The organism is Delftia sp. HK171, assembly GCF_001886655.1.
Classification (GTDB): domain Bacteria; phylum Pseudomonadota; class Gammaproteobacteria; order Burkholderiales; family Burkholderiaceae_C; genus Comamonas; species Comamonas acidovorans.
This window is the reverse complement of the sequence record NZ_CP018101.1, coordinates 6385138-6407500: the sequence shown is the minus strand read 5'-3', so window position 1 is coordinate 6407500 and position 22363 is coordinate 6385138. Positions and strand designations below refer to the sequence as shown.

General features: G+C 66.5%; 20 protein-coding genes and 2 rRNA genes (1 of these 22 cut by a window edge). 17 read left to right on the top strand and 5 right to left on the bottom strand.

Annotated elements, in window-relative coordinates:
* The 12 genes from BO996_RS28585 to BO996_RS28530 all read left to right on the top strand — a co-directional run.
* Positions 1 to 1250: ribosomal RNA gene (locus BO996_RS28585) — 23S ribosomal RNA — on the top strand; it begins 1626 nt to the left of the window's first position.
* Between the two features lie 125 nt (positions 1251 to 1375).
* A 5S ribosomal RNA gene (gene rrf / locus BO996_RS28580) occupies positions 1376 to 1488 on the top strand.
* Between the two features lie 308 nt (positions 1489 to 1796).
* On the top strand, positions 1797 to 2198 hold the full coding sequence (locus tag BO996_RS28575) for a MerR family transcriptional regulator (protein ID WP_013800379.1): 402 nt from the start codon (positions 1797 to 1799) through the stop codon (positions 2196 to 2198).
* A 36-nt stretch (positions 2199 to 2234) separates the two neighbouring features.
* A complete protein-coding gene (locus tag BO996_RS28570) occupies positions 2235 to 2693 on the top strand; it encodes a PaaI family thioesterase (RefSeq protein ID WP_071956990.1) in 459 nt (152 codons plus the stop codon).
* A 43-nt stretch (positions 2694 to 2736) separates the two neighbouring features.
* Positions 2737 to 3924, top strand: coding sequence for an isovaleryl-CoA dehydrogenase (locus BO996_RS28565; RefSeq protein ID WP_034397421.1), 1188 nt, complete (start codon positions 2737 to 2739; stop codon positions 3922 to 3924).
* 55 nt (positions 3925 to 3979) lie between these two features.
* Positions 3980 to 4642 carry a carbonate dehydratase gene (gene can, locus BO996_RS28560; RefSeq protein ID WP_012207787.1) on the top strand — a complete coding sequence of 221 codons (663 nt, stop codon included), beginning with the start codon at positions 3980 to 3982 and terminating at the stop codon, positions 4640 to 4642.
* Between the two features lie 33 nt (positions 4643 to 4675).
* Entirely contained in the window at positions 4676 to 6463 is a 1788-nt protein-coding gene (gene aceK, locus BO996_RS28555) for a bifunctional isocitrate dehydrogenase kinase/phosphatase (RefSeq protein WP_013800382.1), read from the top strand.
* Between the two features lie 46 nt (positions 6464 to 6509).
* On the top strand, positions 6510 to 7691 hold the full coding sequence (locus tag BO996_RS28550) for an acetyl-CoA C-acyltransferase (RefSeq protein ID WP_012207785.1): 1182 nt from the start codon (positions 6510 to 6512) through the stop codon (positions 7689 to 7691).
* Between the two features lie 52 nt (positions 7692 to 7743).
* Positions 7744 to 8367: a pyridoxamine 5'-phosphate oxidase family protein gene (locus BO996_RS28545; RefSeq protein WP_013800384.1), complete on the top strand. Its 624-nt coding sequence runs from the start codon at positions 7744 to 7746 to the stop codon at positions 8365 to 8367.
* 28 nt (positions 8368 to 8395) lie between these two features.
* Positions 8396 to 9058 (top strand): SDR family oxidoreductase, encoded by a 663-nt coding sequence (locus BO996_RS28540; protein WP_071956989.1) that lies wholly within the window; start codon positions 8396 to 8398, stop codon positions 9056 to 9058.
* A 66-nt stretch (positions 9059 to 9124) separates the two neighbouring features.
* Positions 9125 to 10255: an acyl-CoA dehydrogenase family protein gene (locus tag BO996_RS28535; RefSeq protein ID WP_034397414.1), complete on the top strand. Its 1131-nt coding sequence runs from the start codon at positions 9125 to 9127 to the stop codon at positions 10253 to 10255.
* 142 nt (positions 10256 to 10397) lie between these two features.
* Positions 10398 to 11189 (top strand): alpha/beta fold hydrolase, encoded by a 792-nt coding sequence (locus tag BO996_RS28530; RefSeq protein ID WP_013800386.1) that lies wholly within the window; start codon positions 10398 to 10400, stop codon positions 11187 to 11189.
* Between the two features lie 21 nt (positions 11190 to 11210).
* Here the strand turns inward: BO996_RS28530 and BO996_RS28525 are convergent, their stop codons facing one another.
* Entirely contained in the window at positions 11211 to 11708 is a 498-nt protein-coding gene (locus BO996_RS28525; protein ID WP_071956988.1) for a DUF421 domain-containing protein, read from the bottom strand.
* 166 nt (positions 11709 to 11874) lie between these two features.
* On the opposite strand from BO996_RS28525, the gene BO996_RS28520 reads away from it, so the two are divergent.
* Positions 11875 to 12288 (top strand): YchJ family protein, encoded by a 414-nt coding sequence (locus BO996_RS28520; protein ID WP_071956987.1) that lies wholly within the window; start codon positions 11875 to 11877, stop codon positions 12286 to 12288.
* Positions 12272 to 14137: a hybrid sensor histidine kinase/response regulator gene (locus BO996_RS28515; protein ID WP_071956986.1), complete on the top strand. Its 1866-nt coding sequence runs from the start codon at positions 12272 to 12274 to the stop codon at positions 14135 to 14137. Before BO996_RS28520 ends, BO996_RS28515 begins: the two co-directional genes overlap by 17 nt.
* Here BO996_RS28515 and BO996_RS28510 read toward each other — a convergent pair.
* The gene (locus BO996_RS28510) at positions 14107 to 14844 is read right to left on the bottom strand and encodes a response regulator (RefSeq protein ID WP_013800389.1); all 738 of its coding nucleotides are present in this window, start codon (positions 14842 to 14844) and stop codon (positions 14107 to 14109) included. The genes BO996_RS28515 and BO996_RS28510 overlap by 31 nt on opposite strands.
* 187 nt (positions 14845 to 15031) lie before the next feature.
* Between BO996_RS28510 and BO996_RS28505 the strand changes: the two genes are divergently transcribed.
* Positions 15032 to 16084, top strand: coding sequence for a hypothetical protein (locus tag BO996_RS28505; protein ID WP_071956985.1), 1053 nt, complete (start codon positions 15032 to 15034; stop codon positions 16082 to 16084).
* 99 nt (positions 16085 to 16183) lie between these two features.
* Entirely contained in the window at positions 16184 to 16876 is a 693-nt protein-coding gene (locus BO996_RS28500; protein WP_063328555.1) for an HAD family hydrolase, read from the top strand.
* Positions 16877 to 16895: 19 nt separating this feature from the next.
* On the opposite strand, the gene BO996_RS28495 is transcribed toward BO996_RS28500, so the two are convergent.
* Positions 16896 to 17561 carry a glutathione S-transferase family protein gene (locus tag BO996_RS28495; protein ID WP_071957241.1) on the bottom strand — a complete coding sequence of 222 codons (666 nt, stop codon included), beginning with the start codon at positions 17559 to 17561 and terminating at the stop codon, positions 16896 to 16898.
* 75 nt (positions 17562 to 17636) lie between these two features.
* A complete protein-coding gene (locus BO996_RS28490) occupies positions 17637 to 18713 on the bottom strand; it encodes an AraC family transcriptional regulator (RefSeq protein WP_016450029.1) in 1077 nt (358 codons plus the stop codon).
* Positions 18714 to 18849: 136 nt separating this feature from the next.
* Between BO996_RS28490 and BO996_RS28485 the strand changes: the two genes are divergently transcribed.
* The gene (locus BO996_RS28485; protein ID WP_071956984.1) at positions 18850 to 20568 is read left to right on the top strand and encodes an AMP-binding protein; all 1719 of its coding nucleotides are present in this window, start codon (positions 18850 to 18852) and stop codon (positions 20566 to 20568) included.
* A gap of 44 nt (positions 20569 to 20612) precedes the next feature.
* Here the strand turns inward: BO996_RS28485 and BO996_RS28480 are convergent, their stop codons facing one another.
* Entirely contained in the window at positions 20613 to 22346 is a 1734-nt protein-coding gene (locus tag BO996_RS28480) for a Na+/H+ antiporter (RefSeq protein ID WP_013800394.1), read from the bottom strand.
* Between the last annotated feature and the right edge of the window lie 17 nt (positions 22347 to 22363).

Sequence of the window (22363 nt, the reverse complement as noted above, 5' to 3'; positions counted from 1 at the left end):
GGCGCTTGAGAGAACTCTGGAGAAGGAACTCGGCAAATTGATACCGTAACTTCGGGAGAAGGTATGCCGCAAGTAGGTGAACTTGAACAAAGGGAGCCCAAAGCGGTTGCAAAAAATCGGTGGCTGCGACTGTTTAATAAAAACACAGCACTCTGCAAACACGAAAGTGGACGTATAGGGTGTGACGCCTGCCCGGTGCTGGAAGATTAAATGATGGGGTGCAAGCTCTTGATTGAAGTCCCAGTAAACGGCGGCCGTAACTATAACGGTCCTAAGGTAGCGAAATTCCTTGTCGGGTAAGTTCCGACCTGCACGAATGGCGTAACGATGGCCACACTGTCTCCTCCAGAGACTCAGCGAAGTTGAAATGTTTGTGATGATGCAATCTCCCCGCGGAAAGACGGAAAGACCCCATGAACCTTTACTGTAGCTTTGTATTGGATTTTGAACGGATCTGTGTAGGATAGGTGGGAGGCTTTGAAGTGAGGACGCTAGTTCTCATGGAGCCGACGTTGAAATACCACCCTGGTGCGTTTGAGGTTCTAACCCAGGTCCCTTATCGGGATCGGGGACAGTGCATGGTAGGCAGTTTGACTGGGGCGGTCTCCTCCCAAAGCGTAACGGAGGAGTTCGAAGGTACGCTAGTTACGGTCGGACATCGTGACGATAGTGCAATGGCATAAGCGTGCTTAACTGCGAGACTGACAAGTCGAGCAGATGCGAAAGCAGGACATAGTGATCCGGTGGTTCTGTATGGAAGGGCCATCGCTCAACGGATAAAAGGTACTCTGGGGATAACAGGCTGATACCGCCCAAGAGTTCATATCGACGGCGGTGTTTGGCACCTCGATGTCGGCTCATCTCATCCTGGGGCTGTAGTCGGTCCCAAGGGTATGGCTGTTCGCCATTTAAAGAGGTACGTGAGCTGGGTTTAAAACGTCGTGAGACAGTTTGGTCCCTATCTTCCGTGGGCGCTGCAGATTTGAGGAAGCCTGCTCCTAGTACGAGAGGACCGGAGTGGACACACCTCTGGTGTATCGGTTGTCACGCCAGTGGCATTGCCGAGTAGCTAAGTGTGGAAGAGATAACCGCTGAAAGCATCTAAGCGGGAAACTCGTTTCAAGATGAGATCTGCCGGGGCCTTGAGCCCCCTGAAGAGTCGTTCAAGACCAGGACGTTGATAGGTCAGGTGTGGAAGCGCAGTAATGCGTTAAGCTAACTGATACTAATTGCTCGTGAGGCTTGACCCTATAACTTTGATGAAGTGATCATCAAGGTGGTTATGCCAAGTAAGGCGCAGTCAAAATACAAAGCTGATTTACAGACTCTATGAATTCGTTGTGTTGCTCCATGAGCAGCACGACAACAAGTTATGCCTGATGACCATAGCAAGTTGGTACCACTCCTTCCCATCCCGAACAGGACAGTGAAACGACTTTGCGCCGATGATAGTGCGGGTTCCCGTGTGAAAGTAGGTCATCGTCAGGCTCTTACAGCCCAAGAAACCCCGTAGCCCAAAGCTACGGGGTTTTTTGCATTGGGGTGCAGGAAACGGGGAAACAGGCTGAACCGCCAAAACGGACAGCCAACCGAACATCCAAAACGGACATCCAAAACGGACATCCCAAAAAAGAGAGCGCTGACGCGCTCTCTTTTTATTCCTGCCGGGCTTCTTCGTCGCACCCGGATGCGACATCCGGCGCAGTTTCCTGTGGCCAATTCCGCTAGCATTGACGTTAACGTCAACGTCGCATTCCCATGGCCGCCGGCTGTGGATGCTGGCGGACTCTCCAGCCATGTCGACCACCTACACCATCAGCGATCTTGCCAAGGAGTTCGATCTCACGACCCGGGCCATCCGCTTCTATGAAGACATGGGCTTGCTTGAGCCCGAGCGCGCCGGGCCTGGCGGGCGCAATCGCGTCTACAGCGCGCGTGATCGCACACGTCTTCGCCTGACCTTGCGGGCCAAGCGGCTGGGACTGTCTCTGAACGAAGCCAAGGAGATCATCGATCTCTACGACAGCCCCCGCGACACGGGCGTGCAACTGCGCAAATTCCTGGAAGTGCTGGCTGTGCATCGCCGCCAGCTCGAGGACCGCCTGGCCGATCTGCAGGCCAACCTGGCCGAGGTGCGAGAGCAGGAATCCGAGGCCCGCACTCTGTTGAAACACCTGGATGGGAAAAATGCTTCATAATTGACGTTTACGTAAACGTAATTTGTGAGGCTTGCCTTGACCGTGCCCCGCCTGGAACCTGCCAACAGCGACTTTGCCCGCCGTGTGCGAGACAGTTTTGCACGCCAGGGCGCGATGCACACCCTGGGCGCCGAGCTGTCCCTGCTGGAGCCCGGCGCCGTCGATGTCTGCCTGGACTGGGCGCCCGGGCTGACGCAGCAGCATGGTTTTTTGCATGCCGGCATGGTTTCCACGGCGCTGGATTCCGCCTGCGGCTATGCAGGGCTGACCCTGATGCCTGCCGATGCTGCCGTGCTCACCATCGAATTCAAGATCAATCTGCTGGCCCCCGCCAAGGGCCAGCGCTTTCGCATGGAAGGCCGGGTGATCAAGCCGGGCCGCACGATCATCGTGACCGAGGGGCGCGCCTACGCCATCGACGAAGGCCGCGAAAAACTGATTGCCACCATGGGCTGCACGCTGATGTGCGTGCAGGGCCGCGATCTGGCCGACTGAGCCGGGCGGCGTTCTTTCACCAAATTTCCACAGGAGACACGAGATGAGCCTTTCCAACCTGCCGGGCCTGAACTTCCAACTGGGCGAGGACATCGACGCGCTGCGCGATGCCGTGCGCGAGTTCGCACAGGCCGAGATTGCACCGCGCGCCGGCGAGATCGACCGCGACGACCAGTTCCCCATGGACCTGTGGCGCAAGTTTGGTGATCTGGGCGTGCTGGGCATCACCGTGTCCGAGCAGTACGGCGGCGCCAACATGGGCTATCTGGCCCACATGGTGGCGATGGAGGAGATCTCGCGTGCCAGTGCCTCGGTGGGCCTGTCCTATGGCGCGCACAGCAATCTTTGCGTGAACCAGATCAACCGTAACGGCAACGAGGCGCAAAAGGCCAAGTACCTGCCCAAGCTGATCAGCGGCGAGCACGTGGGCGCGCTGGCCATGAGCGAGCCCGGCGCCGGCTCGGACGTGATCAGCATGAAGCTCAAGGCCGAGGACAAGGGCGGCTACTTCCTGCTCAACGGCACCAAGATGTGGATCACCAACGGTCCCGATGCCGACACCCTGGTGGTCTACGCCAAGACCGAGCCCGAGCTGAATGCCCGCGGCGTGACTGCCTTCCTGATCGAGAAGGGCATGAAGGGCTTTTCCATTGCCCAGAAGCTGGACAAGCTGGGCATGCGTGGCAGCCACACGGGCGAGCTGGTGTTCGAGAACGTCGAGGTGCCGGCCGAGAACGTGCTGGGCGGCCTCAACAATGGCGCCAAGGTGCTGATGAGCGGCCTGGACTACGAGCGTGCCGTGCTGACCGGCGGGCCGCTGGGCATCATGCAGTCAGTGATGGACAACGTCGTGCCCTACATCCATGACCGCAAGCAGTTCGGCCAGAGCATTGGCGAGTTCCAGCTCATCCAGGGCAAGGTGGCGGACATGTACACCGTGCTGCAAGCGGGCCGCTCATTTGCCTATACGGTCGCCAAAAACCTCGATCTGCTGGGAACGGAGCATGTTCGCCAGGTTCGCAAGGACTGTGCCAGCGTCATTTTGTGGTGCGCCGAGAAGGCGACATGGATGGCCGGCGAAGGCGTTCAAATCTATGGAGGTAATGGGTATATCAACGAATACCCACTGGGTCGCCTCTGGCGGGATGCGAAACTCTACGAGATCGGCGCCGGCACCAGCGAGATCCGTCGCATGCTGATCGGCCGCGAGCTGTTCGCAGAGACCTGCTGATCCCGCACCCGCCTGCCGCGCCGTTCTTGAGTTTGACCCAACAAAAGGATTGCTTATGAGCACAACCTCCATCGAAGAACTGTTTGTCCATAACCGCGAATGGGCCCAGCAGATGGAGCGTGACCGGCCCGGTTTCTTCACCGGGCTGTTGTCGCAGCAAAAACCCCGCTACATGTGGATCGGCTGTTCCGACAGCCGCGTCCCTGCGAACCAGATCACGGGCCTGGAGCCCGGCGAGGTGTTCGTGCACCGCAACGTGGCCAACGTGGTCGTGCCCAGCGACCTGAACTGCCTGTCCACCATCCAGTACGCGGTGGACCAGCTCAAGGTCGAGCACCTGATGGTCGTGGGCCACTATGGCTGTGGCGGCGTGCTGGCGGCACTGGAAGATGTGCGCGTGGGCCTGGCCGACAACTGGATCCGCCATGTGAAGGATGTGCGCGACAAGCACCAGGCGCTGCTGGCCAGCCTCTCCCCGCAATGGCGCCACGATGCGCTGTGCGAACTCAATGCCATCGAGCAGGTGATCAATGTGGCGCAGAGCACGGTGATGCAGGATGCCTGGGCGCGCGGCCAGAAGGTCACGCTGCACGGCTGGTGCTATGGCCTCAAGGACGGCCTGATCACCAATCTGCAGATGACCGTGCCCGGTGTCGGCGGCATCGCCAACATCCATGCCGAGGCTGTCGAGCTGGTCGCCAGCCGCCAGCGCGACTGAGCGGCCATGGCAGGCGGGACCCCGGGAGACTTCATGCCGATGCCTGCCCAGGACACCCTGCTTGCCCATGACATCGCGCGGGCGATGATGGATGGCTTCAACCGCCATTACCGCCTGTTCCGCGCCGAATCCGCCCGCGCCAAGCACCGCTTCGAAACCGCCGACTGGCTGGGCCAGCAGCGTGCCCAGCGCGAGCGCATCGAGTTCTACGACCTGCGCGTGCGCGAATGCGTGCGCCGGCTTGAAAAGGAATTTGCGGCAGGCGCCCAGCCCATGCCGGTCTGGCAGCAGATCAAGCGCCACTACATCGGGCTCATGGTCAACCACCTGCAGCCGGAGCTGGCCGAGACCTTCTTCAACTCGGTCACCACCAAGATCCTGCACCGCACGCATTTCCACAACGACTTCATCTTCGTGCGGCCCGCCGTCAGCACGGAATACATAGAGAACCAGGAGCCGGCTGCGCGCCCGGCCTACCTGGCCTTCTACCCCACGCGCGAGACGCTGCCGCAGACGCTGCGCGAAGTCGTGGAGCAATTCGCGCTGCAGCGCCCCTTCGAGGACCTGGAGCGCGACATCGCCCGCCTGGCCGAGCGCCTGGAGCCGCAGCTGCAGGCCATGCGCCTGTACGCCAACTTCCAGATCCAGGTGCTGTCCAGCCTGTTTTTCCGCAACAAGGGCGCCTACATCGTCGGCAAGATCATCAACGGCTTTGCCGAGCTGTCCTGGGCCGTGCCCATCCTGCACGGCGACAACGGCCGGCTGGTTCTGCATGCGGCCCTGTTCGGCGAGAAGGACTTCCACGGCCTGTTCAGCTTTGCGCGCGCCTACTTCATGGTCGATACCGACGTGCCCAGCGCCTACGTGCAGTTCCTGCGCAGCCTCATGCCGCGCAAGCCGCGCGCCGAGCTGTACAACGCCCTGGGCCTGGCCAAGCAGGGCAAGACGCTGTTCTACCGCGACTTCCTGCACCACCTGCGGCATTCGCGCGACCAGTTCCGCATCGCACCCGGCATCAAGGGCATGGTCATGCTGGTGTTCGACCTGCCCAGCTTTCCCTATGTGTTCAAGCTCATCAAGGACCGCTTCGCCGCGCCCAAGGAGATCACGCGCGAGCAGGTCAAGGCCAAGTACCGCCTGGTCAAGCAGCACGACCGCGTGGGGCGCATGGCCGACACGCTGGAGTACAGCCTGGTCGCCTTCCCGCGCGAGCGCTTTTCGGATGCGCTGATCGCCGAGATCCTGGAGCATGCGCCCAGCCAGGTCGAGATCAGCGACCGCGACGGCGATGGCCGGCAGGAGGTCATCATCTCCCACCTCTACATAGAGCGGCGCATGGTGCCGCTGAACATGCTGCTGCAGGAGTGCTTCGATGACGGGCTGGACCTGCCGGCACCGCGGCAGCGCCTGGAGAGCGCCGTGATCGAGTACGGCAATGCCATCAAGGACCTGGTCGCGGCCAACATCTTCCCGGGCGACATGCTGTGGAAGAACTTCGGCATCACGCGCGGCGGCAAGGTGGTGTTCTACGACTACGACGAGATCGAATACCTGACCGACTGCCACTTCCGCCAGGTGCCCGCGCCGCGCAACGAGGAGGACGAGCTCAGCGGCGAGGTCTGGTACCCCGTGGGCCCGCGCGATGTGTTCCCGGAAACCTTCGCGCCCTTTCTGCTGGGCAACCCGGCCGTGCGCGAAGTCTTCATGCGCCACCATGCCGACCTGCTCGACCCCGCCTTCTGGCAGGCGCACCAGCAGCGCATCCGCGAAGGCCATGTCCACGATGTCTTCCCCTACGAACGCAGCCGCTGGCTGGCCTGACCCGTTTTCCCTTTCTTTCACCATCACGACAACCCAGGAGACAAGCATGCAAGACCCCATCGTCATCGTCGGCGCAGCCCGCACCCCCATGGGCGCCTTCCAGGGCGACTTCGCCGACCTCGCGGCCCATGATCTGGGCGGCGCCGCCATCAAGGCGGCCGTGCAGCGCGCGGGCGTGGCGCCCGAGAAAGTGGACGAAGTGCTGTTCGGCAACTGCCTGATGGCGGGCCAGGGCCAGGCGCCCGCCCGCCAGGCCGGCTTCAAGGGCGGCCTGCCGCGCAGCACGGGCGCCGTGACCCTGTCCAAGATGTGCGGCGCCGGCATGGAGGCCACCATCCTGGCGCACGACCAGCTGGTCGCAGGCAGCCGCGATGTCGTGGTCTCCGGCGGCATGGAAAGCATGACCAATGCGCCCTACCTGCTCAAGAAGGGCCGTGGCGGCTACCGCATGGGCCACGACAAGGTCTATGACCACATGATGCTCGACGGCCTGGAGGACGCCTACGAGCCTGGTCGCTCCATGGGCACTTTTGGCGAGGACTGCGCCGCCAAATACCACTTCACGCGCGAGCAGCAGGACGCCTACGCCATCGAAAGCGTCAAGCGCGCCCAGGCGGCCACGGAAAGCGGCGCCTTCGCCGCCGAGATCACGCCCGTCACCGTCTCCACGCGCAAGGGCGACGTCACGGTCAGCATCGACGAAGGCCCGGCCAAGGCCAAGCTGGACAAGATTTCCAGCCTCAAGCCCGCCTTCAAGAAGGACGGCACGATCACGGCCGCATCGAGCTCCAGCATCAACGACGGCGCCGCCGCCCTGGTGCTGATGCGCGAATCCACGGCCAAGGAATTGGGCTGCAAGCCGCTGGCGCGCATCGTTGCCCATGCCACGCATGCCCAGGAGCCCGAATGGTTCACCACGGCCCCCGTGGGCGCCACGCAGAAGGCCCTCAAGAAGGCCGGCTGGACGGCTGCGGACGTGGACCTGTGGGAAGTCAACGAAGCCTTTGCCGTCGTGCCCATGGCCCTGATGGCCGAGCTGGGCGTGCCGCGCGACAAGGTCAACGTCAACGGCGGCGCCTGTGCGCTGGGCCACCCCATTGGCGCCAGCGGTGCGCGCATCCTGGTCACGCTGCTGCACGCCCTGCAGGCGCGCGGCGGCAAGCGCGGCCTGGCCACGCTGTGCATAGGCGGCGGCGAGGGAACAGCCATGGCGATAGAACTCGTCTAAGCTCGGGTCCTTCGGGCGCATCGCCTGCCTGCCTCATCGAGCCCTCCACACCATGATCACCAGCGAAGAACAGTTGCGCAGCCTGTATGCCATGCCGGCCGAAAGGGCCTTGCTCAAGCAGCAGGTGGACCTGGACCGGCACTGCCTGCGCTTCATCGCGCTGTCGCCGCTGTGCATCGTGGCCACGGGGGGCGGGGCGGGCGCGATGATGGATGCCTCGCCGCGCGGCGGCAAGCCGGGCTTCATCAAGGCGCCCGACAACCAGACGCTGCTGATTCCCGATTCGGGCGGCAACAACCGCCTGGACAGCTTCAGCAACCTGATCGCCGATCCGCGCATCGGCCTGCTGTTCATGGTGCCGGGTTTCGACGAGACCCTGCGCGTCAACGGCGTGGCCAAGCTGCGCGACGAGGCCCATTACACGGCGCTGTTCGCCAGCGAAGGCTTCCGGCCCAAGATCGTTCTGGAGATCCAGGTGCACGAGGCCTATCTGCACTGTGCCAAGGCCCTGATGCGCGCCCGGCTCTGGAAGCCAGAGTCCCAGGTGTCGCGCAACGTCATGCCCTCGGTGAACCAGATGGTCCACCAGCAGATCGGCCTGCCTGCGCCCACCGAGACGCAGGAGGCCATGGTCGAGCGCTACGAAAAGCAGATCGCGGACGAGCAGGGCCGCTGACCGCATTCCATTTGAAAGGTCGAAAGACATGGCAGTCACTCTGGTGTTGGGAGCCTCGCGCGGGCTTGGTTTTGCCTTGGTGGAGGCCTATGCGGCCCAGGGCCGCAGCGTGGTCGCCACGGTGCGCAGCGAGGCCGACCGCGAGCGCGTCGAGGCCACGGGCGCCAAGGTGCTGCTGGTGGATGTGGCCGACCCGGCCAGCGTCAGCGGCCTGGCCTGGCAGCTCGACGGCGAGAAGATCGAGCTGGCGCTGTATGTGGCCGGAGTGTGGGATGCCCACAGCTCGGCCACGCCGCCCACGCGCGAGCAGTTCGACCGCGTCATGCACACCAATGTGCTGGGCGCCATGCAGGTGCTGCCCCAGGTGGCGCCGCTGGTCGAGGCGGCGGGCGGCGTGTTCGGCCTGTTCTCCAGCCAGATGTCGCTGCTGGCCGACGCCGAATCCGACGCCTGGCTCTACCGCGTCAGCAAGGCTGCGCTCAACATGGTCGTGGCCAGCGCCCAGCCGCAATGGCCGGGCGCCACCGTGGTCGCGCTGGACCCGGGCTGGGTGCAGACCGACATGGGTGGCGCGGCTGCCACCCTCACCGTCGAGCAAAGCGTGCAGGGCCTGGTGCGCACGCTGGCCGGCGTCACGCCGGCCGACCGGGGCCGCATGCTGCGGCATGACGGGCAGCGCATCGCCTGGTAGATCCGACGGCAGATCCGGCCAGCGCAACGGACAACGAACAACGAAACAAGAATCAGGAGACAAGACATGCTGCTCAACGCAGACCAGGAAATGATCCGTGACGCGGTGCGCGACTTCGTGCGCACCGAAATCACGCCCCATGCCGCACGCTGGGACAAGGAACACCACTTTCCCAAGAACGTGCACCAGGGCCTGGCGGCGCTGGGCGCCTACGGCATCTGCGTGCCCGAGGAGTACGGCGGCGCCGGCCTTGACTACCTGAGCCTGGCCCTGGTGCTGGAGGAAATCGCAGCCGGCGACGGCGGCACCAGCACGGTGATCAGCGTGACCAACTGCCCCGTCAACGCCATCCTCATGCGCTACGGCAGCGAGGCGCAAAAGCAGCAATGGCTGGCGCCGCTGGCGCGCGGCGAGATGCTGGGCGCCTTCTGCCTGACCGAGCCGCATGTGGGCTCGGATGCCTCGGCGCTGCGCACCACGGCCACGCGCGACGGCAGCGACTACGTGATCAACGGCGTCAAGCAATTCATCACCAGCGGCAAGAACGGCGACGTGGCCATCGTCATCGCCGTCACCGACAAGGCTGCTGGCAAGCGCGGCATGAGCGCCTTCATCGTTCCGACCTCCGCACCCGGCTACCAGGTGCTGCGGCTGGAGGACAAGCTGGGCCAGCACAGTTCGGACACGGCCCAGATCCAGTTCGAGGGCTGCCGCATCCCCGCCGCCAACCTCATCGGCGCCGAGGGCGAGGGCTACAAGATTGCGCTGTCGGCGCTGGAAGGAGGGCGCATCGGCATTGCCGCGCAAAGCGTGGGCATGGCGCGTGCGGCCTTCGATTGCGCGCTGCAGTACTCCAAGGAGCGCGAGAGCTTCGGCCAGCCCATCTTCAACCACCAGGCCGTGGGCTTTCGCCTGGCCGACTGCGCCACGCAGATCGAGGCCGCGCGCCAGCTGATCTGGCATGCGGCCAGCCTGCGCGATGCCGGCCTGCCCTGCCTCAAGGAAGCGGCCATGGCCAAGCTGTTCGCCAGCGAAATGGCCGAGCGCGTGTGCAGCGCCGCCATCCAGACCCTGGGCGGCTATGGCGTGGTCAGCGACTTCCCCGTGGAACGCATCTACCGCGACGTGCGCGTCTGCCAGATCTACGAGGGAACGAGCGACGTGCAGAAAATTCTCATCCAGCGCGCCCTGGCCTGAGGCCAATCCCCCACGCTGCGGGTCGGGCCGGATGGCCCTGACACCCGCAGGGCTTAGCATGGAGCATCGCCGGCACGGCGCCCGAGAGAGGCGGGCAGCCGTTTCCGGCAGGTTTGTGACCACCTTCGCAGGAGATCCCGACATGCCCATCGCTTCCGTCAACGGCCAGAACCTGTACTACGAGGACACGGGCGGGAGAGGCCCGGTCCTGGTGTTTTCGCACGGGCTGCTCATGGACCACACCATGTTCGCTCCCCAGGTCCAGGCACTGCAGGGGCGCTTTCGCTGCATCAGCTGGGACGAGCGCGGCCATGGCCAGACGGCAGACCCCGAGCAGTGCGCACCCTTCGACTACTACGACTCGGCCGACGACCTGGCCGCCCTGCTCGAGCACCTGGGCGTGGAGCGCGCGGTGCTGGTCGGCATGTCGCAGGGCGGCTATCTGTCGCTGCGCTGCGCGCTCATCCACCCCGAGATCGTGCGCGCGCTGGTGCTGATCGACACCCAGGCCATGCTGGAAGACCCCGAGCAGATGCCCCACCACGAAGCCCTGCTGCGCGCCTGGATGGAGCATGGCCTCAGCGACGACATGGCGACCACGGTGGAGCGCACCATCCTGGGCCAGGGCTGGAGCGGCGCGGCGGCCTGGCGTGCCAAATGGAAGAAGGCCACGCCCATCAACCTGGGGCAGAGCTTTCTGGCGCTGGCCCAGCGCGATGACATCAGCCCACGCCTGCCCGACATCCATGTGCCGGCCCTGGTCATCCATGGCACGGACGACACCGCCATCGCGCCCGACCGTGCACGCGCCATGGCCAAGGCCTTGCCCAGGGCGCAGTGGGTGGAGGTGCCGGGTGCCGGCCATGCGGCCAACCTCACGCATCCGCAGCCCGTGAACCTGGCCATCGAGCGCTTCCTGGAGCAGCTCGACTGACAGGGCCTGCCGGGCAGGGGGTCAGACCGGCGGATCGCCCTCGTTCTCGCTGTCGCGGCGGCGCAGGACGACGGTGATGCTGCCGTCGGTCTCCAGCGTGGCGCGCTCCACCTCTCTGAGGTGCAGGCAGCCGCCCGCACGCAGCGCGGCCTCGATATCGTCGCGCGTGATGCGCTCCTCGCGCATCAGGTCCTTGTTCAGGTGTCCGTCCTTGATCAGGGCCTTGGCCTTGCCGTCGATGAGCCGCTCCAGCGCGGGAAAGCGAAAGGTCAGCCAGGACAGCAGCAGATGGCACAGGATCAGCGTGGAGGCCGAGACCATGCCGCCGATAAGCGAGTTGTCCCCGGCATTCATGGAGTTCTGCACCGCATTCGACAGGATGAGCAGCAGCACCAGGTCGAACGGCGCGTACTGCCCCGTCTGGCGCCGCCCGGTCAGGCGCAGGAATACCAGCAAGAACAGGTACACGGCCACGCCGCGCACCACGAACTCCCACCACGGGACCGACATTGAAAACATGGGCTCTCCTTACAGGCCCGAGGGCCCGCGGTCAGTATCATGGCCCGCCTGTCCTCCATCAAGAACCCGGTCGCAGCAAGGCGGCCGTGACTGACATGCATTCCTGCTCCCGCGCCGTCCTCCCCCAAGTTCCGCAAGTTCTGCAAGTTCCGCAGGGCCAGCCGCTATGAGCGCTGCCGCCACTTTCCCGGCCTGTCCCTGCGGCCAACACGATGCCAAGGGCCGTCCCCTGGCCTTCGATGCCTGCTGCGGCCGCTACCTGGACCACTTCGACGACTGCCCCGCGCCCGATGCCCAGGCCTTGATGCGCTCGCGCTACAGCGCCTTCGTGCGTGAGGACGCCGCCTATCTGCTGGCCACCTGGCACGCCAGCCAGCGGCCCGCCACGCTCGACTTCGAGCCTTCGGCACGCTGGCTGGGGCTGGCGGTCAAGGACTTCCGAAGCACCGGTGAGGACAGCGCCGAGGTGGAATTCGTCGCGCGCTACCGCGTGGGCGGCCGCGCCGTGCGCCTGCATGAGCGCAGCCGTTTCGTGCGCGAAGCCGGGCGCTGGCTCTACGTGGATGGCGACCAGTTCTGAACACGGCGGCGGCCCTGCGGAGCCGCTGTGGAAACTGCAGCAGCGCCAGCGGCTGCTGCTGTCCATCGCATCGCGGGGCTCGTCCGAGGCGGCGGCCCTCATCATCCCCGGAATCGTGGTCTGGCTGCAGCGGCACGAAACGGGCGCCTTCCAGGCGCCGCTGCTGCTGTGGTGGCTGGGCATGGCGTTCATGGCCTGCGTCTTTGTCGGGTTGCGGCGCCAGTTGCGCCGGGACCTGGGTGCTGCCGTGCCATCGGCCGAGCTGCCAGCGCGGCTGCAGCGCTGGGAGCGCGTGATGGGCCGCATGGCCCTGCTCAACGCCGGTTCCTGGGCGCTGGCGATACCGCTGACCCATGGCAGCGGCCATGAATTCCGGCTTTTCATCTACCTGGTGCTGTGCGGCGTCGTGGCCTCGGCCGCCACCTTCCTGGCGCCGGCGGCTGCCGTGTTCAAGCGCTTCTTCGGCGTGCTGTACGGCGCCATGCTGCTGGCCGTGGTCTGGTACTTCCCGAACAGGGGCCTGTACCTGCTGCCGCTGCTCATGCTGTATGGCGCCACCATCGCGCGCCATGCCTGGGGGGCGCGCCAGCTCATGCTGCAGCAATGGGCGCAGGAGCGTGACCGCCAACTGCTGGCCGAGCGCTACCTGGCCGCCAAGGAACAGGCCGAACAGGCGCTGGAGGCCAAGAGCCGCTTCCTGTCGGCCGCCAGCCATGACCTGCGCCAACCGCTGCATGCCTTGGGCCTGCTGGTGGAAACCGCCCGCCAGCGCAATGCCGACGGCGCGCTGGCAGGCGTGCTTGACGATGCCCAGGCCTGTGCCCAGTCGCTGGGCACCATGTGCAACGACCTGCTGGACCTGTCGCGGCTGGAGAACGGCACCTGGGAGCTGCGCGCCCAGGTGATGGACCTGCGCATTCTGCTGGGCGATGCCACGCGCCTGTTCGCGGCCGAGGCGCGCCAGCGCGGGCTGGTGCTGCGCTGGCGCGTGGCGCGCGGCATGGACAGCCTGGTGCGTGCCGACGAGGCCCTGCTGCGCCAGATGGTGTTCAACCTGCTGCACAACGCCCTGCGCTACACCCAGCGCGGCGGCGTGCTGCTGGCCGCCCGCGTGCACGGCGGGGGCTGGCGAATCGAGGTCTGGGACACGGGCCTGGGCATTGCGGCCGAAGACCGGCCCCATGTCTTTGCACCGCACTTTCGCGCGCGCTCAGGCCAGGCGGCCCGGCGCGCGGCCCAACCTGCGGCCGGCCCCCTGCCCGGCGTGAGCAGCCAGGGCCTGGGCCTGGCCGTCGTGGCCGCAGCCGCGCGGCGCATGGGCGTGGAGCACGGCCTGCTGTCCACGCCGGGGCGGGGGTCCTGCTTCTGGCTGCAACTGCCGTCCAGCCTGAATGTGCAGGCGGCCTTGCCGCAGTCCGAGGGATCGTCCGAGGGACCGCAGGCACAGGCACAGGCGCAGGCCCGGCCGCCCCTGCTCCAGGGCCGGTGCTGGGTGGTCGATGACGATGCGCAGGTGGCGCGGGCCCTGGCCGGCCTGCTGCGCGATTGGGGGCTGCAGGTGGACGTGGCTGCCACGGGCCGCGAGGTGGCCGACTGGCTGGCGGCGGGGCAGCATCCCGATTTCGTGCTATGCGACCACCATCTGGCCCAGGGCGAGAACGGCTTTGCGCTGCTGCAGAACGTGCTGGCGCAAGCGCCGCAGGCGGCGGGCGCCCTGCTCAGCGGCGAGCCGTCACCGGCGCTGGAGCAGGAGGCGCAGGAACTGGGCTATCTGCTGCTGCGCAAGCCCGTGGACCCGCTGGCGCTGCTGGCCCTGCTTCAGCGCAGGCTGGCCGTGGCCGGCGCCTGAACCGTATCTGTCGGCGGCACGGAGGGCGGCAGCTCCAGCGCAATGCCCTGCATGCGCGTGATGGCGTCGATGCGGCTGTGCACGCCCAGGCGCTGCAGGGCGCCCGCCACATGCTCCTTGACCGTGTGCGGCGACAGGTGCAGCAACTGCGCAATGCTGGGATTGGGCAGGCCGCGCAGCACCAGGTCCAGCACCTGTGCCTGGCGCGGGGTGAGGCCCAGCTCGGCCGCCGTCATGCGGATGGCATGGGCGCCGCCGGGCGCCTGTGGCGCCAGCGGGGCGGCGGGGAACCAGGTCTCGCCGCGCAGCAGGGCCGCCACGGCCTGCTGCAGCACCTGCGGCGGCTGCGACTTGAGCACAAAGCCATGGGCCCCGGCCGCGCGTGCCTTCAGGGCAATCGCGCCATGCGTGTCGCCGCTGGTCATGAGCACGCGGCAGGCGGGCGCCAGCGTGCGGATTTCGCGCACCACGTCCGTGCCCGCGCTGGCACCCAGCCAGAAATCCACGATGGCCAGATGCGGCGATCCCCTGCCGGCCATGCACTGCAGGCCTTCGCCCGCATCGGCCACGGCATGGACTTCGGACAGGCCGAATTGTTTCAGGAACTCGGACACGCCCATGGCCGTCAGCGGGTGGTCGTCGATCACCAGGGCATAGCGCCCCGATTGGAGACAGGAGGAATCGGTCAGGAGGGGATGGCTGTGCATGGTCCGCGCAAAGGCATGTCGAAAGGGCTGGAGCGCCAGGGCGCGCCCGGATACACCTTGCGCACATCGTAACGATTACCCCCCGGCCGGGGGGTGACCGGATGTCGGCCAACTCCCCAAAATCGCCGCCGATGCCCTGAGATTCCGCATGGAACGGGCACGTATTCAACGAGAAGGGGAGATAGTCATGAAGATGGTACAGCTCACGCGCCGCAGTGCGGCATTGATGCTTCTGGGAACCCTGGCCGCCTGTGGCGGCGGCGGTGGTGGTGGATTGGGAGAACCGGGCGGCGGAGATCCCGGCAATGGCGGAAATCCCGGCAACCCCGGCACGCCCGGCAACCCCGGCGGCGGCACGACGACCCCGGTGACCGGCCAGTACCGCATGGAGACGGCTGCCGAAAACTTCGACGCGGCCCTGTCCGCCATGAACACGCTGGGGGCGCAAGGCTATGCCTTCACCTACAGCCTGGCCTCGGGCGGCACGACCTTCCCCGTTCCCATCGGTGACTTCTACGTCACCGACACGGCCCACACCGGCACGCGCCTGGACTACCGCATGGTGGCCGACGTGGCGGGCGTCTCGGCCCTGGTGGCCCAGCTCAATGCGCAGGGTGCGCAGGGCTACCTGTACAAGTCGGGCATGGCGTTCCCCAGCAGCACGCAGGACCTGCGCAACCTCTATGTGCGCAGCAGCAGCGCCGCCGCCACCTACAGCTACGAGACGCGCCCCGCCGTGGGTGCGCTGGACACGTCCGGCTTCACGCAGCAACTGGCCGAGATGAGCGGCCGGGGTTTCCGCTACACGGGCCCGCTGATCTCGGGCGACGAGATGTTCAACCTCTACGTCAAGGACTCCAAGGCGCCGGCCTTCGAGTACGCGGTGTTCGCCCTGGCCGCGCCCTTCGGCATGGCCAACGGCACGGCGCTGAAGCAGCGCCTGGACGAGATGGGTGCCAAGGGCCACCTGCTGCGCGGCGCCCTGGTGCTGCGCGGCAATACCGAAGGCGTGCAGCTGTACGAAAAGAGCGGCGACCAGCAGGGCGCCATCGAGTACCGCCTCGAATCCGTGTCCAACAACGCCAGCCTCGCGCAGCGCCTGGAGCAGTTCAACCGCAACGCGGCCGAAGGCTTTTTCGCCTTCGGCGATGTGGTCACCGACGATGGCCAGTTCCATTCCATCTCGGTGCGCAACGTCAAGCGCATGGTCCAACCGCTGGCCGGTGCCTCCTTCCCCTGAGCAGGGCACAGGCATGCGCGGCCGGCGCATAATCCGGCCATTTTCCGCAGCAAGGGCGCCCCAGGGCGCCCTTGCTCAGTTTGTTTCGAGAATCCATCCATGACTGCTTTCGAGGCCGTGCTCTTCGACTGTGACGGCGTGCTCGTCGACAGTGAATCCATCACCAACCGCGTGCTGTGCACCATGCTCAATGAATCGGGCTGGCCCATCAGCACCGAGGAATGCCTGCGCGAATTCATCGGCAAGACCGTGCGCAGCCAGGCCGCGCTGATCGAGGCGCGCACCGGCAAGCCGCTGACCGACGCATGGATGGCCGCCTTCTACGAGCGCCGCAACGCCGCGCTGCGCGCCGAGCTGGTGGCCATAGACGGCGCGCTGTCCGCCGTCAGCGAATCCCATGCGCTGTGCGCTGGCCGCATCGCCTGCGCCTCGGGCGCGGACCGCGCCAAGGTGGAGATGCAGCTGGCCCAGGTCGGCATGGCCCCGTATTTCGAGGGCCGCGTCTTCAGCGGCCATGAGCTGCCGCGCAGCAAGCCCTTTCCCGATGTGTACCTGGCCGCTGCCGCCGCCCTGGGCGTGGAGTCGGCGCGCTGCCTGGTCATCGAGGACACGGTGACCGGCGTCACCGCCGGCGTGGCCGCAGGCGCCACGGTCTGGGGCTACTTCCCGGCCGACCAGGGCCATGCCTCGGCCGAGCAACTGCTAGAAGCCGGCGCCAGCTGCGTGTTCGGCGACATGGGCGAGCTGCCCGCCATGCTGCGCGCCATCGGGCAGGCCAGCGCCAGCGCTTGAGCTTGGGCTTGAGCCGGCCCTAGCGCAGCCGCGGCGAAGGCGTCTCGTCCACGGCCTGCGCACGCGCGGCCTGCTGCTCGGCCTGCAGCGCCCGCTGGAAGGCGGGCCGCTGCTGCAGGCGCTGCCAGTAGGCCTGCGTGGCAGGCCCCCATTGCGGCTCCATCTCCAGGTGCGCCGACAGCATCAGCGCATAGCCCACGGCCACGTCGGCAGCGGTGAAGCGGTCTGCCGTGAGCCAGTCGCGCTGTTCCACGGCCTGCTCCACGGCGCGCAGCCGCGCGAGGAACCAGCGCTGGTAGTCCTGGGCCACCTGGGGCTGGCGCTGTTCGGCCGGCTCGAAGTGCGCATAGCGCAGCACCAGGGTCTGCGGGAAGGTCAGCGTGGCATCGCTCATGTGCAGCCAGTTGAGGTAGGCCGCAAAGCCCGCCTCCTGCGGCTGCACGGACAGGCCCGCCCCGGGGTGCAGGGCGGCCAGGTATTCGCAGATGGCGGCTGACTCGGTCAGCCTGGCCTCGCCGTGGCGCAGCAGCGGCACCGTGCCCAGCGGGTTGAGCTCCAGGTAGCTGCGCTGCAGCACGCGCGGCGGAAACGGCAGCATGTGCAGCGTGTAGGGAAGCTGCAGTTCTTCGAGCATCCACAGCGCGCGGAAGGAGCGCGCGCTGACGCAGTGGTGGAGATGGTGCATGCGCAAAGCCTAGGCCAGATGCGCGGACGGCGGCAGTCGCGCAGGATGCAAATCGCGCCAGGATGCGCGCGGCCCTCATTCGGGCCGGGCTCGCGCGCTCTTGCGGAATTCGGAAGGCGACAGCCCCGTCCACAGCCGGAAGGCGCGGATGAAGCTCTTGTCGTTGAGAAAGCCGCAGGACTGGGCGATGCGCTTGATGGGCCGGCTGGTGCGCAGCAGCAGGGCCACGGCACGCTCGCGCCGCACCTCGTCCTTGAGCGCCTGCAGCGAGGCGCCTTCTTCCTTGAGCTGGCGATGCAGGCTGCGCTGGGACAGGTGCAGCTGGCGCGCCAGCGTGTCGGCCGTCTGCAGGCATTCGGCGTCGGCCGCCAGCAGCTGGCGCACGCGCTGCACCAGCTGGCGCTCGCGCCGGTAGGGGCGCACCTGCAGCGGCAGGGCGCGCTGCAGCATGCGCTGCAGCGCAGGCTCGTCGCGCGTCAGCGGCATATCCAGAAAACGCGCGTCGAACTGTAGGCAGGCCCGGGCCGCGCCAAACTCCACCTCGCCCGGCGGGAACAGCAGCGCATACACGCCCGCATGCGGCGGGGGATCGAAGGGAAAGCAGGCGCGCCGCAGAGGCAGCGGCTCATCGATGAACCAGCTGGCCAGGCCGTGAATATTGCGCAGCACCGACAGCAGGCAGAACTCGCGCATGGCGCCCAGCGTGGACAGCTCCTCGATGGCCAGCGTGGCCAAGCCGTCTTCCTGCGTCAGCGTGAGGCGGATGTCGTCGGCCAGCAGGCCATGGTGGCGGCACCAGCGCGCCAGCGCCAGGCCCAGCTGCTCGCTGCCCATGCTGGCGCGTGCCAGCATGCCGTAGCTGCCCCAGGGCAGGCGCCGGGAGAACCAGCCCAGGGCCTCGTCGTCGAGTTCGCGCATGGCGGCATCGGACAGTGCCTCCATCTGCAGCGCCGTGATGCACTCGTTGCGCTCTTTGACGGAGTCTGGCGCAATTTGTGCCTTCTCCAGGGCGGACAGGGCGCTGATGCCCCGGCGTTCGTAGGCCAGCATAATGGCCTGCACAAAGGCCATGGGCGTAACTGCAGGGTGTGCGGAGGCCATGGTGGCGGCCGCCTGGGGCAGGGGGGTCTTGACCAGCGAGGGGGTGAACATGCTGGCAATTATTGCAACCTTCGTGGCCTGTTCTGCTCGGGGTTGGCCCTTATGCTGCCACGCAATAGCTGCCGTGACGGGGCAGGCCACTGCATTTGCCCGTCCCAGGCGCCGACGACGACACAGGAGACAACGCATGCCCGCCCAGAACGCCCCGCTCGCTTCCAGCCATGCCCAAGGCCGCACCGATGTGCCGCTGATCGAGCAGACCATCGGCGACTTCTTTGCCGACATGGCGGCCCGCCAGCCAGATCGCGAGGCCCTGGTCAGCCGCCACCAGGGCCTGCGCTACAGCTATGCCGGCCTGCACACCGAGGCGCGCCGCCTGGCCAGCGCGCTGCTGGGCCTGGGGCTGGACAAGGGCGACCGCGTCGGCATCTGGTCGCACAACAACGCCGAATGGGTGCTGATGCAGCTGGCCACCGCCCAGGTCGGCCTGGTGCTGGTCAACATCAACCCGGCCTACCGCACCTCCGAGGTGGAGTACGCGCTCAACAAGGTCGGCTGCAAGGCCCTGGTGACCATGGCGCAGTTCAAGACCAGCGACTACCTGGGCATGCTGCGCGAACTGGCCCCCGAGCTGGCCACGGCCGAGCCCGGCCGCCTGCATTGCGCGCGCCTGCCCCAGCTGCGCAGCGTGGTCTGGATCGACGTCGCAGGGCAGGGCGAAGAGCAGCCCGGCATGCTGCGCTTTTCCAGCCTGCTGGCGCGCGGTGATGCGCAGGATGCGCGCATCGACGCCGTGGCCGCCACGCTCAAGAACACCGACCCCATCAACATCCAGTTCACCAGCGGCACGACGGGCTTTCCCAAGGGCGCCACGCTGACCCACCGCAACATCCTGAACAACGGCTTTTTCATCGGCGAGTGCATGCGGCTGACGCCCGAGGACCGGCTGTGCATTCCCGTGCCGCTGTACCACTGCTTCGGCATGGTGCTGGGCAACCTGGCCTGCTTCACGCATGGCTCGGCCATCGTCTACCCGAATGACGGATTCGATCCGCTGCTGGTGCTGGAGACCGTGCAGGCCGAGCGCTGCACGGGCCTGCACGGCGTGCCCACGATGTTCATCGCCGAGCTGGACCACCCGCGCTTCAAGGAGTTCGACCTGAGCACGCTGCGCACCGGCATCATGGCCGGCTCGCCCTGCCCCATCGAGGTGATGAAGCGCGTGGTCAGCGACATGCACCTGTCCGAGATCACCATCGCCTACGGCATGACCGAGACCAGCCCCGTCAGCTGCCAGAGCGATGCCGACACGCCGCTGGAGCGCCGCGTGTCCACCGTGGGCAAGGTGCAGCCGCACCTGGAGGTGAAGATCGTCGACCCGGCCACGGGCGAGGTGGTGGCGCCTGGTGTCTCGGGCGAGCTGTGCACGCGCGGCTACTCGGTCATGCACGGCTACTGGGGGGACGAGGCCCGCACGCGCGAGGCCATCGACGACGAGGCCTGGATGCACACGGGCGACCTGGCCACCATGGATGAGCAGGGCTACGTGAACATCGTCGGCCGCATCAAGGACATGGTGATCCGCGGCGGCGAGAACATCTACCCGCGCGAGATCGAGGAATTCCTCTACCGCCATCCCCAGGTGCAGGACGTGCAGGTCGTCGGCGTGCCCGACGTGCGCTATGGCGAGGAGCTGTGTGCCTGGATCATCGTCAAGCCCGGCCAGGCGCTGACCGAAGACGGCGTGCGCGACTTCTGCAAGGGCCAGATCGCCCACTACAAGGTGCCGCGCTACATCCGCTTCGTCGAGGCCTTCCCGATGACGGTGACCGGCAAGATCCAGAAATTCAAGATCCGCGACGAGATGATCGCCATGCTGGATCTGCGCCCGGCCAGGACCGCCTGAGGGCTGCTTTCATGCACTGCCGCCAGCTGTCCACCGCGTGCCGCCTAGTGCGTGCCGCCTTCGGGCGCGGCCACGGCCGAGGCTGCAGCGCGGCGCGCCACGACCAGGCGCTTGCGCAGCGAGATCTCCTGCATGTCCAGCTCGCTGACCAGGCGGCGCAGCGACTCGTCGTTGATGCGGTGGGCCTGGCGCTCGGCGTAGAGCGCGTCGCGCTCCTGGTGGATGCAGCGCAGGCGCAGCTCGATCTCCAGCAGGTAGCGCAGCTTGCGCTGGCGCACGACTTCGGGCGCCTCGCGCTGGATCTCGATGCTGGAGGCCGTGCCGCTGCCGTCGTCCAGCAGCTGGACGCGGTTGCGGTACTCCTGCGTCAGGTGGCCCATGACTTCCTGGTGCATGGCCACCCATTCGGGCGTGTGGCCCTGGATCTCTTCCTCGCTCAGCGTCAGCCCGCCAATGGCGGACTGGCAGGCGGCCACGCGCGCCAGGCGCTCCTCGCGCACCGTGGGCGATTCGCCTGGCTGGGGCATGCGGCGCAGGATCAGCGGCAGGGCGATGCTGCCCAGCACCAGGGTGAACAAGATGGTGCCCGTGGCCAGGAAGATCAGCATCTCGCGGCCCGGAAAGGGCTGGCCGTTGTTCAGCAGCATGGGCACGGACAGCGCGCCGGCCAGCGTCACGGCGCCGCGTATGCCGGCCATGGTGGTGGCCAGGTTCAGCAGGTGCGAAGGGCGCTCTGCCATCTTTCCCTGGAAGTGGGCGCGAGCCAGGCTGCGCTGCACGCCCAGGGTCAGCCAGATCCAGCGCATCAGCAGCAGCGCGCTGGAGATGATCACCACATAGCCCACCAGCACCCACCATTCGCTGCCCGCATCGTGCAGCGTCACGCCGATGATGGACGGCAGCTGCAGGCCCAGCAGCAGGAAGATGGCGCCGTTGAACGAGGCTTCCACCATGCTCCAGGTGCCTTCGGTCTGCAGCCGCTCGCTGATGTAGCTGCTGCGCTCCAGGTCGGCGAAGTTGGTGGCAATGCCTGCGGCCACGGCCGACAGGATGCCCGACACGCCGATCTTTTCGCCCACGATGTAGGCGGCGAAGGGCAGCAGGATCAGCAGCAGCACCATCTGCGTGGCCGCCACGTCGCCCAGGCGGCGCGTGATGGTGCTGCGCGCATAGGAAAAGCCCCAGCCGATCAGCGTGCCCACGCCCAGGCCGCCCAGGGCCATCCACATGAATTCCTTGGCCACCTCGGTCCAAGAGAACAGGCCGGTCAGCGTGGCGGCAATGGCGAACTTCAGCGCCACCAGGCCCGAGGCATCGTTGAGCAGGGACTCGCCTTCGAGGATGTGCATGGTCTTCTCGGGCATGCCCAGGTTGCGCGTGATGGCCGAGACGGCCACGGCATCGGTGGGCGAGACCACGGCGGCCAGCGCAAAGGCCACGGTCAGCGGCATGCCGGGCACCAGCCAGTGGATCAGCCAGCCCAGCCCCACCACCGTGAACAGCACCAGGCCCAGCGCCAGGCGCAGGATGGGGCGGTACAGCGAGAAGAACTCGCGCTTGGGGATGCGCCAGCCGTCGGCAAACAGCAGCGGCGGGATGAACAGCAGCAGGAACAGCTCGGGATCGAAGGCGATGTGCAGGCCCTTTTGCGGCCAGGCGATCAGCGCTCCCAGGGCGATCTGTATCAGCGGCAGCGGGATGGCGCGCACATAGCGCGCGGCAATGCCGGTCAGTGCCCCCAGCAGCAAAACGAGCAAGACGATTTCAACGGTGTGCATACGGCATTTTCCCCAGC

Coding starts and splice junctions, on each gene's coding strand:
- BO996_RS28575 (WP_013800379.1), top strand. CDS start 1,797: ATGTCGACCACCTACACCATCAGCGATCTTGCCAAGGAGTTCGATCTC.
- BO996_RS28565 (WP_034397421.1), top strand. CDS start 2,737: ATGAGCCTTTCCAACCTGCCGGGCCTGAACTTCCAACTGGGCGAGGAC.
- can (WP_012207787.1), top strand. CDS start 3,980: ATGAGCACAACCTCCATCGAAGAACTGTTTGTCCATAACCGCGAATGG.
- aceK (WP_013800382.1), top strand. CDS start 4,676: ATGCCGATGCCTGCCCAGGACACCCTGCTTGCCCATGACATCGCGCGG.
- BO996_RS28550 (WP_012207785.1), top strand. CDS start 6,510: ATGCAAGACCCCATCGTCATCGTCGGCGCAGCCCGCACCCCCATGGGC.
- BO996_RS28545 (WP_013800384.1), top strand. CDS start 7,744: ATGATCACCAGCGAAGAACAGTTGCGCAGCCTGTATGCCATGCCGGCC.
- BO996_RS28540 (WP_071956989.1), top strand. CDS start 8,396: ATGGCAGTCACTCTGGTGTTGGGAGCCTCGCGCGGGCTTGGTTTTGCC.
- BO996_RS28535 (WP_034397414.1), top strand. CDS start 9,125: ATGCTGCTCAACGCAGACCAGGAAATGATCCGTGACGCGGTGCGCGAC.
- BO996_RS28530 (WP_013800386.1), top strand. CDS start 10,398: ATGCCCATCGCTTCCGTCAACGGCCAGAACCTGTACTACGAGGACACG.
- BO996_RS28525 (WP_071956988.1), bottom strand. CDS start 11,708: ATGTTTTCAATGTCGGTCCCGTGGTGGGAGTTCGTGGTGCGCGGCGTG.
- BO996_RS28520 (WP_071956987.1), top strand. CDS start 11,875: ATGAGCGCTGCCGCCACTTTCCCGGCCTGTCCCTGCGGCCAACACGAT.
- BO996_RS28515 (WP_071956986.1), top strand. CDS start 12,272: ATGGCGACCAGTTCTGAACACGGCGGCGGCCCTGCGGAGCCGCTGTGG.
- BO996_RS28510 (WP_013800389.1), bottom strand. CDS start 14,844: ATGCACAGCCATCCCCTCCTGACCGATTCCTCCTGTCTCCAATCGGGG.
- BO996_RS28505 (WP_071956985.1), top strand. CDS start 15,032: ATGAAGATGGTACAGCTCACGCGCCGCAGTGCGGCATTGATGCTTCTG.
- BO996_RS28500 (WP_063328555.1), top strand. CDS start 16,184: ATGACTGCTTTCGAGGCCGTGCTCTTCGACTGTGACGGCGTGCTCGTC.
- BO996_RS28495 (WP_071957241.1), bottom strand. CDS start 17,561: ATGCACCATCTCCACCACTGCGTCAGCGCGCGCTCCTTCCGCGCGCTG.
- BO996_RS28490 (WP_016450029.1), bottom strand. CDS start 18,713: ATGTTCACCCCCTCGCTGGTCAAGACCCCCCTGCCCCAGGCGGCCGCC.
- BO996_RS28485 (WP_071956984.1), top strand. CDS start 18,850: ATGCCCGCCCAGAACGCCCCGCTCGCTTCCAGCCATGCCCAAGGCCGC.
- BO996_RS28480 (WP_013800394.1), bottom strand. CDS start 22,346: ATGCACACCGTTGAAATCGTCTTGCTCGTTTTGCTGCTGGGGGCACTG.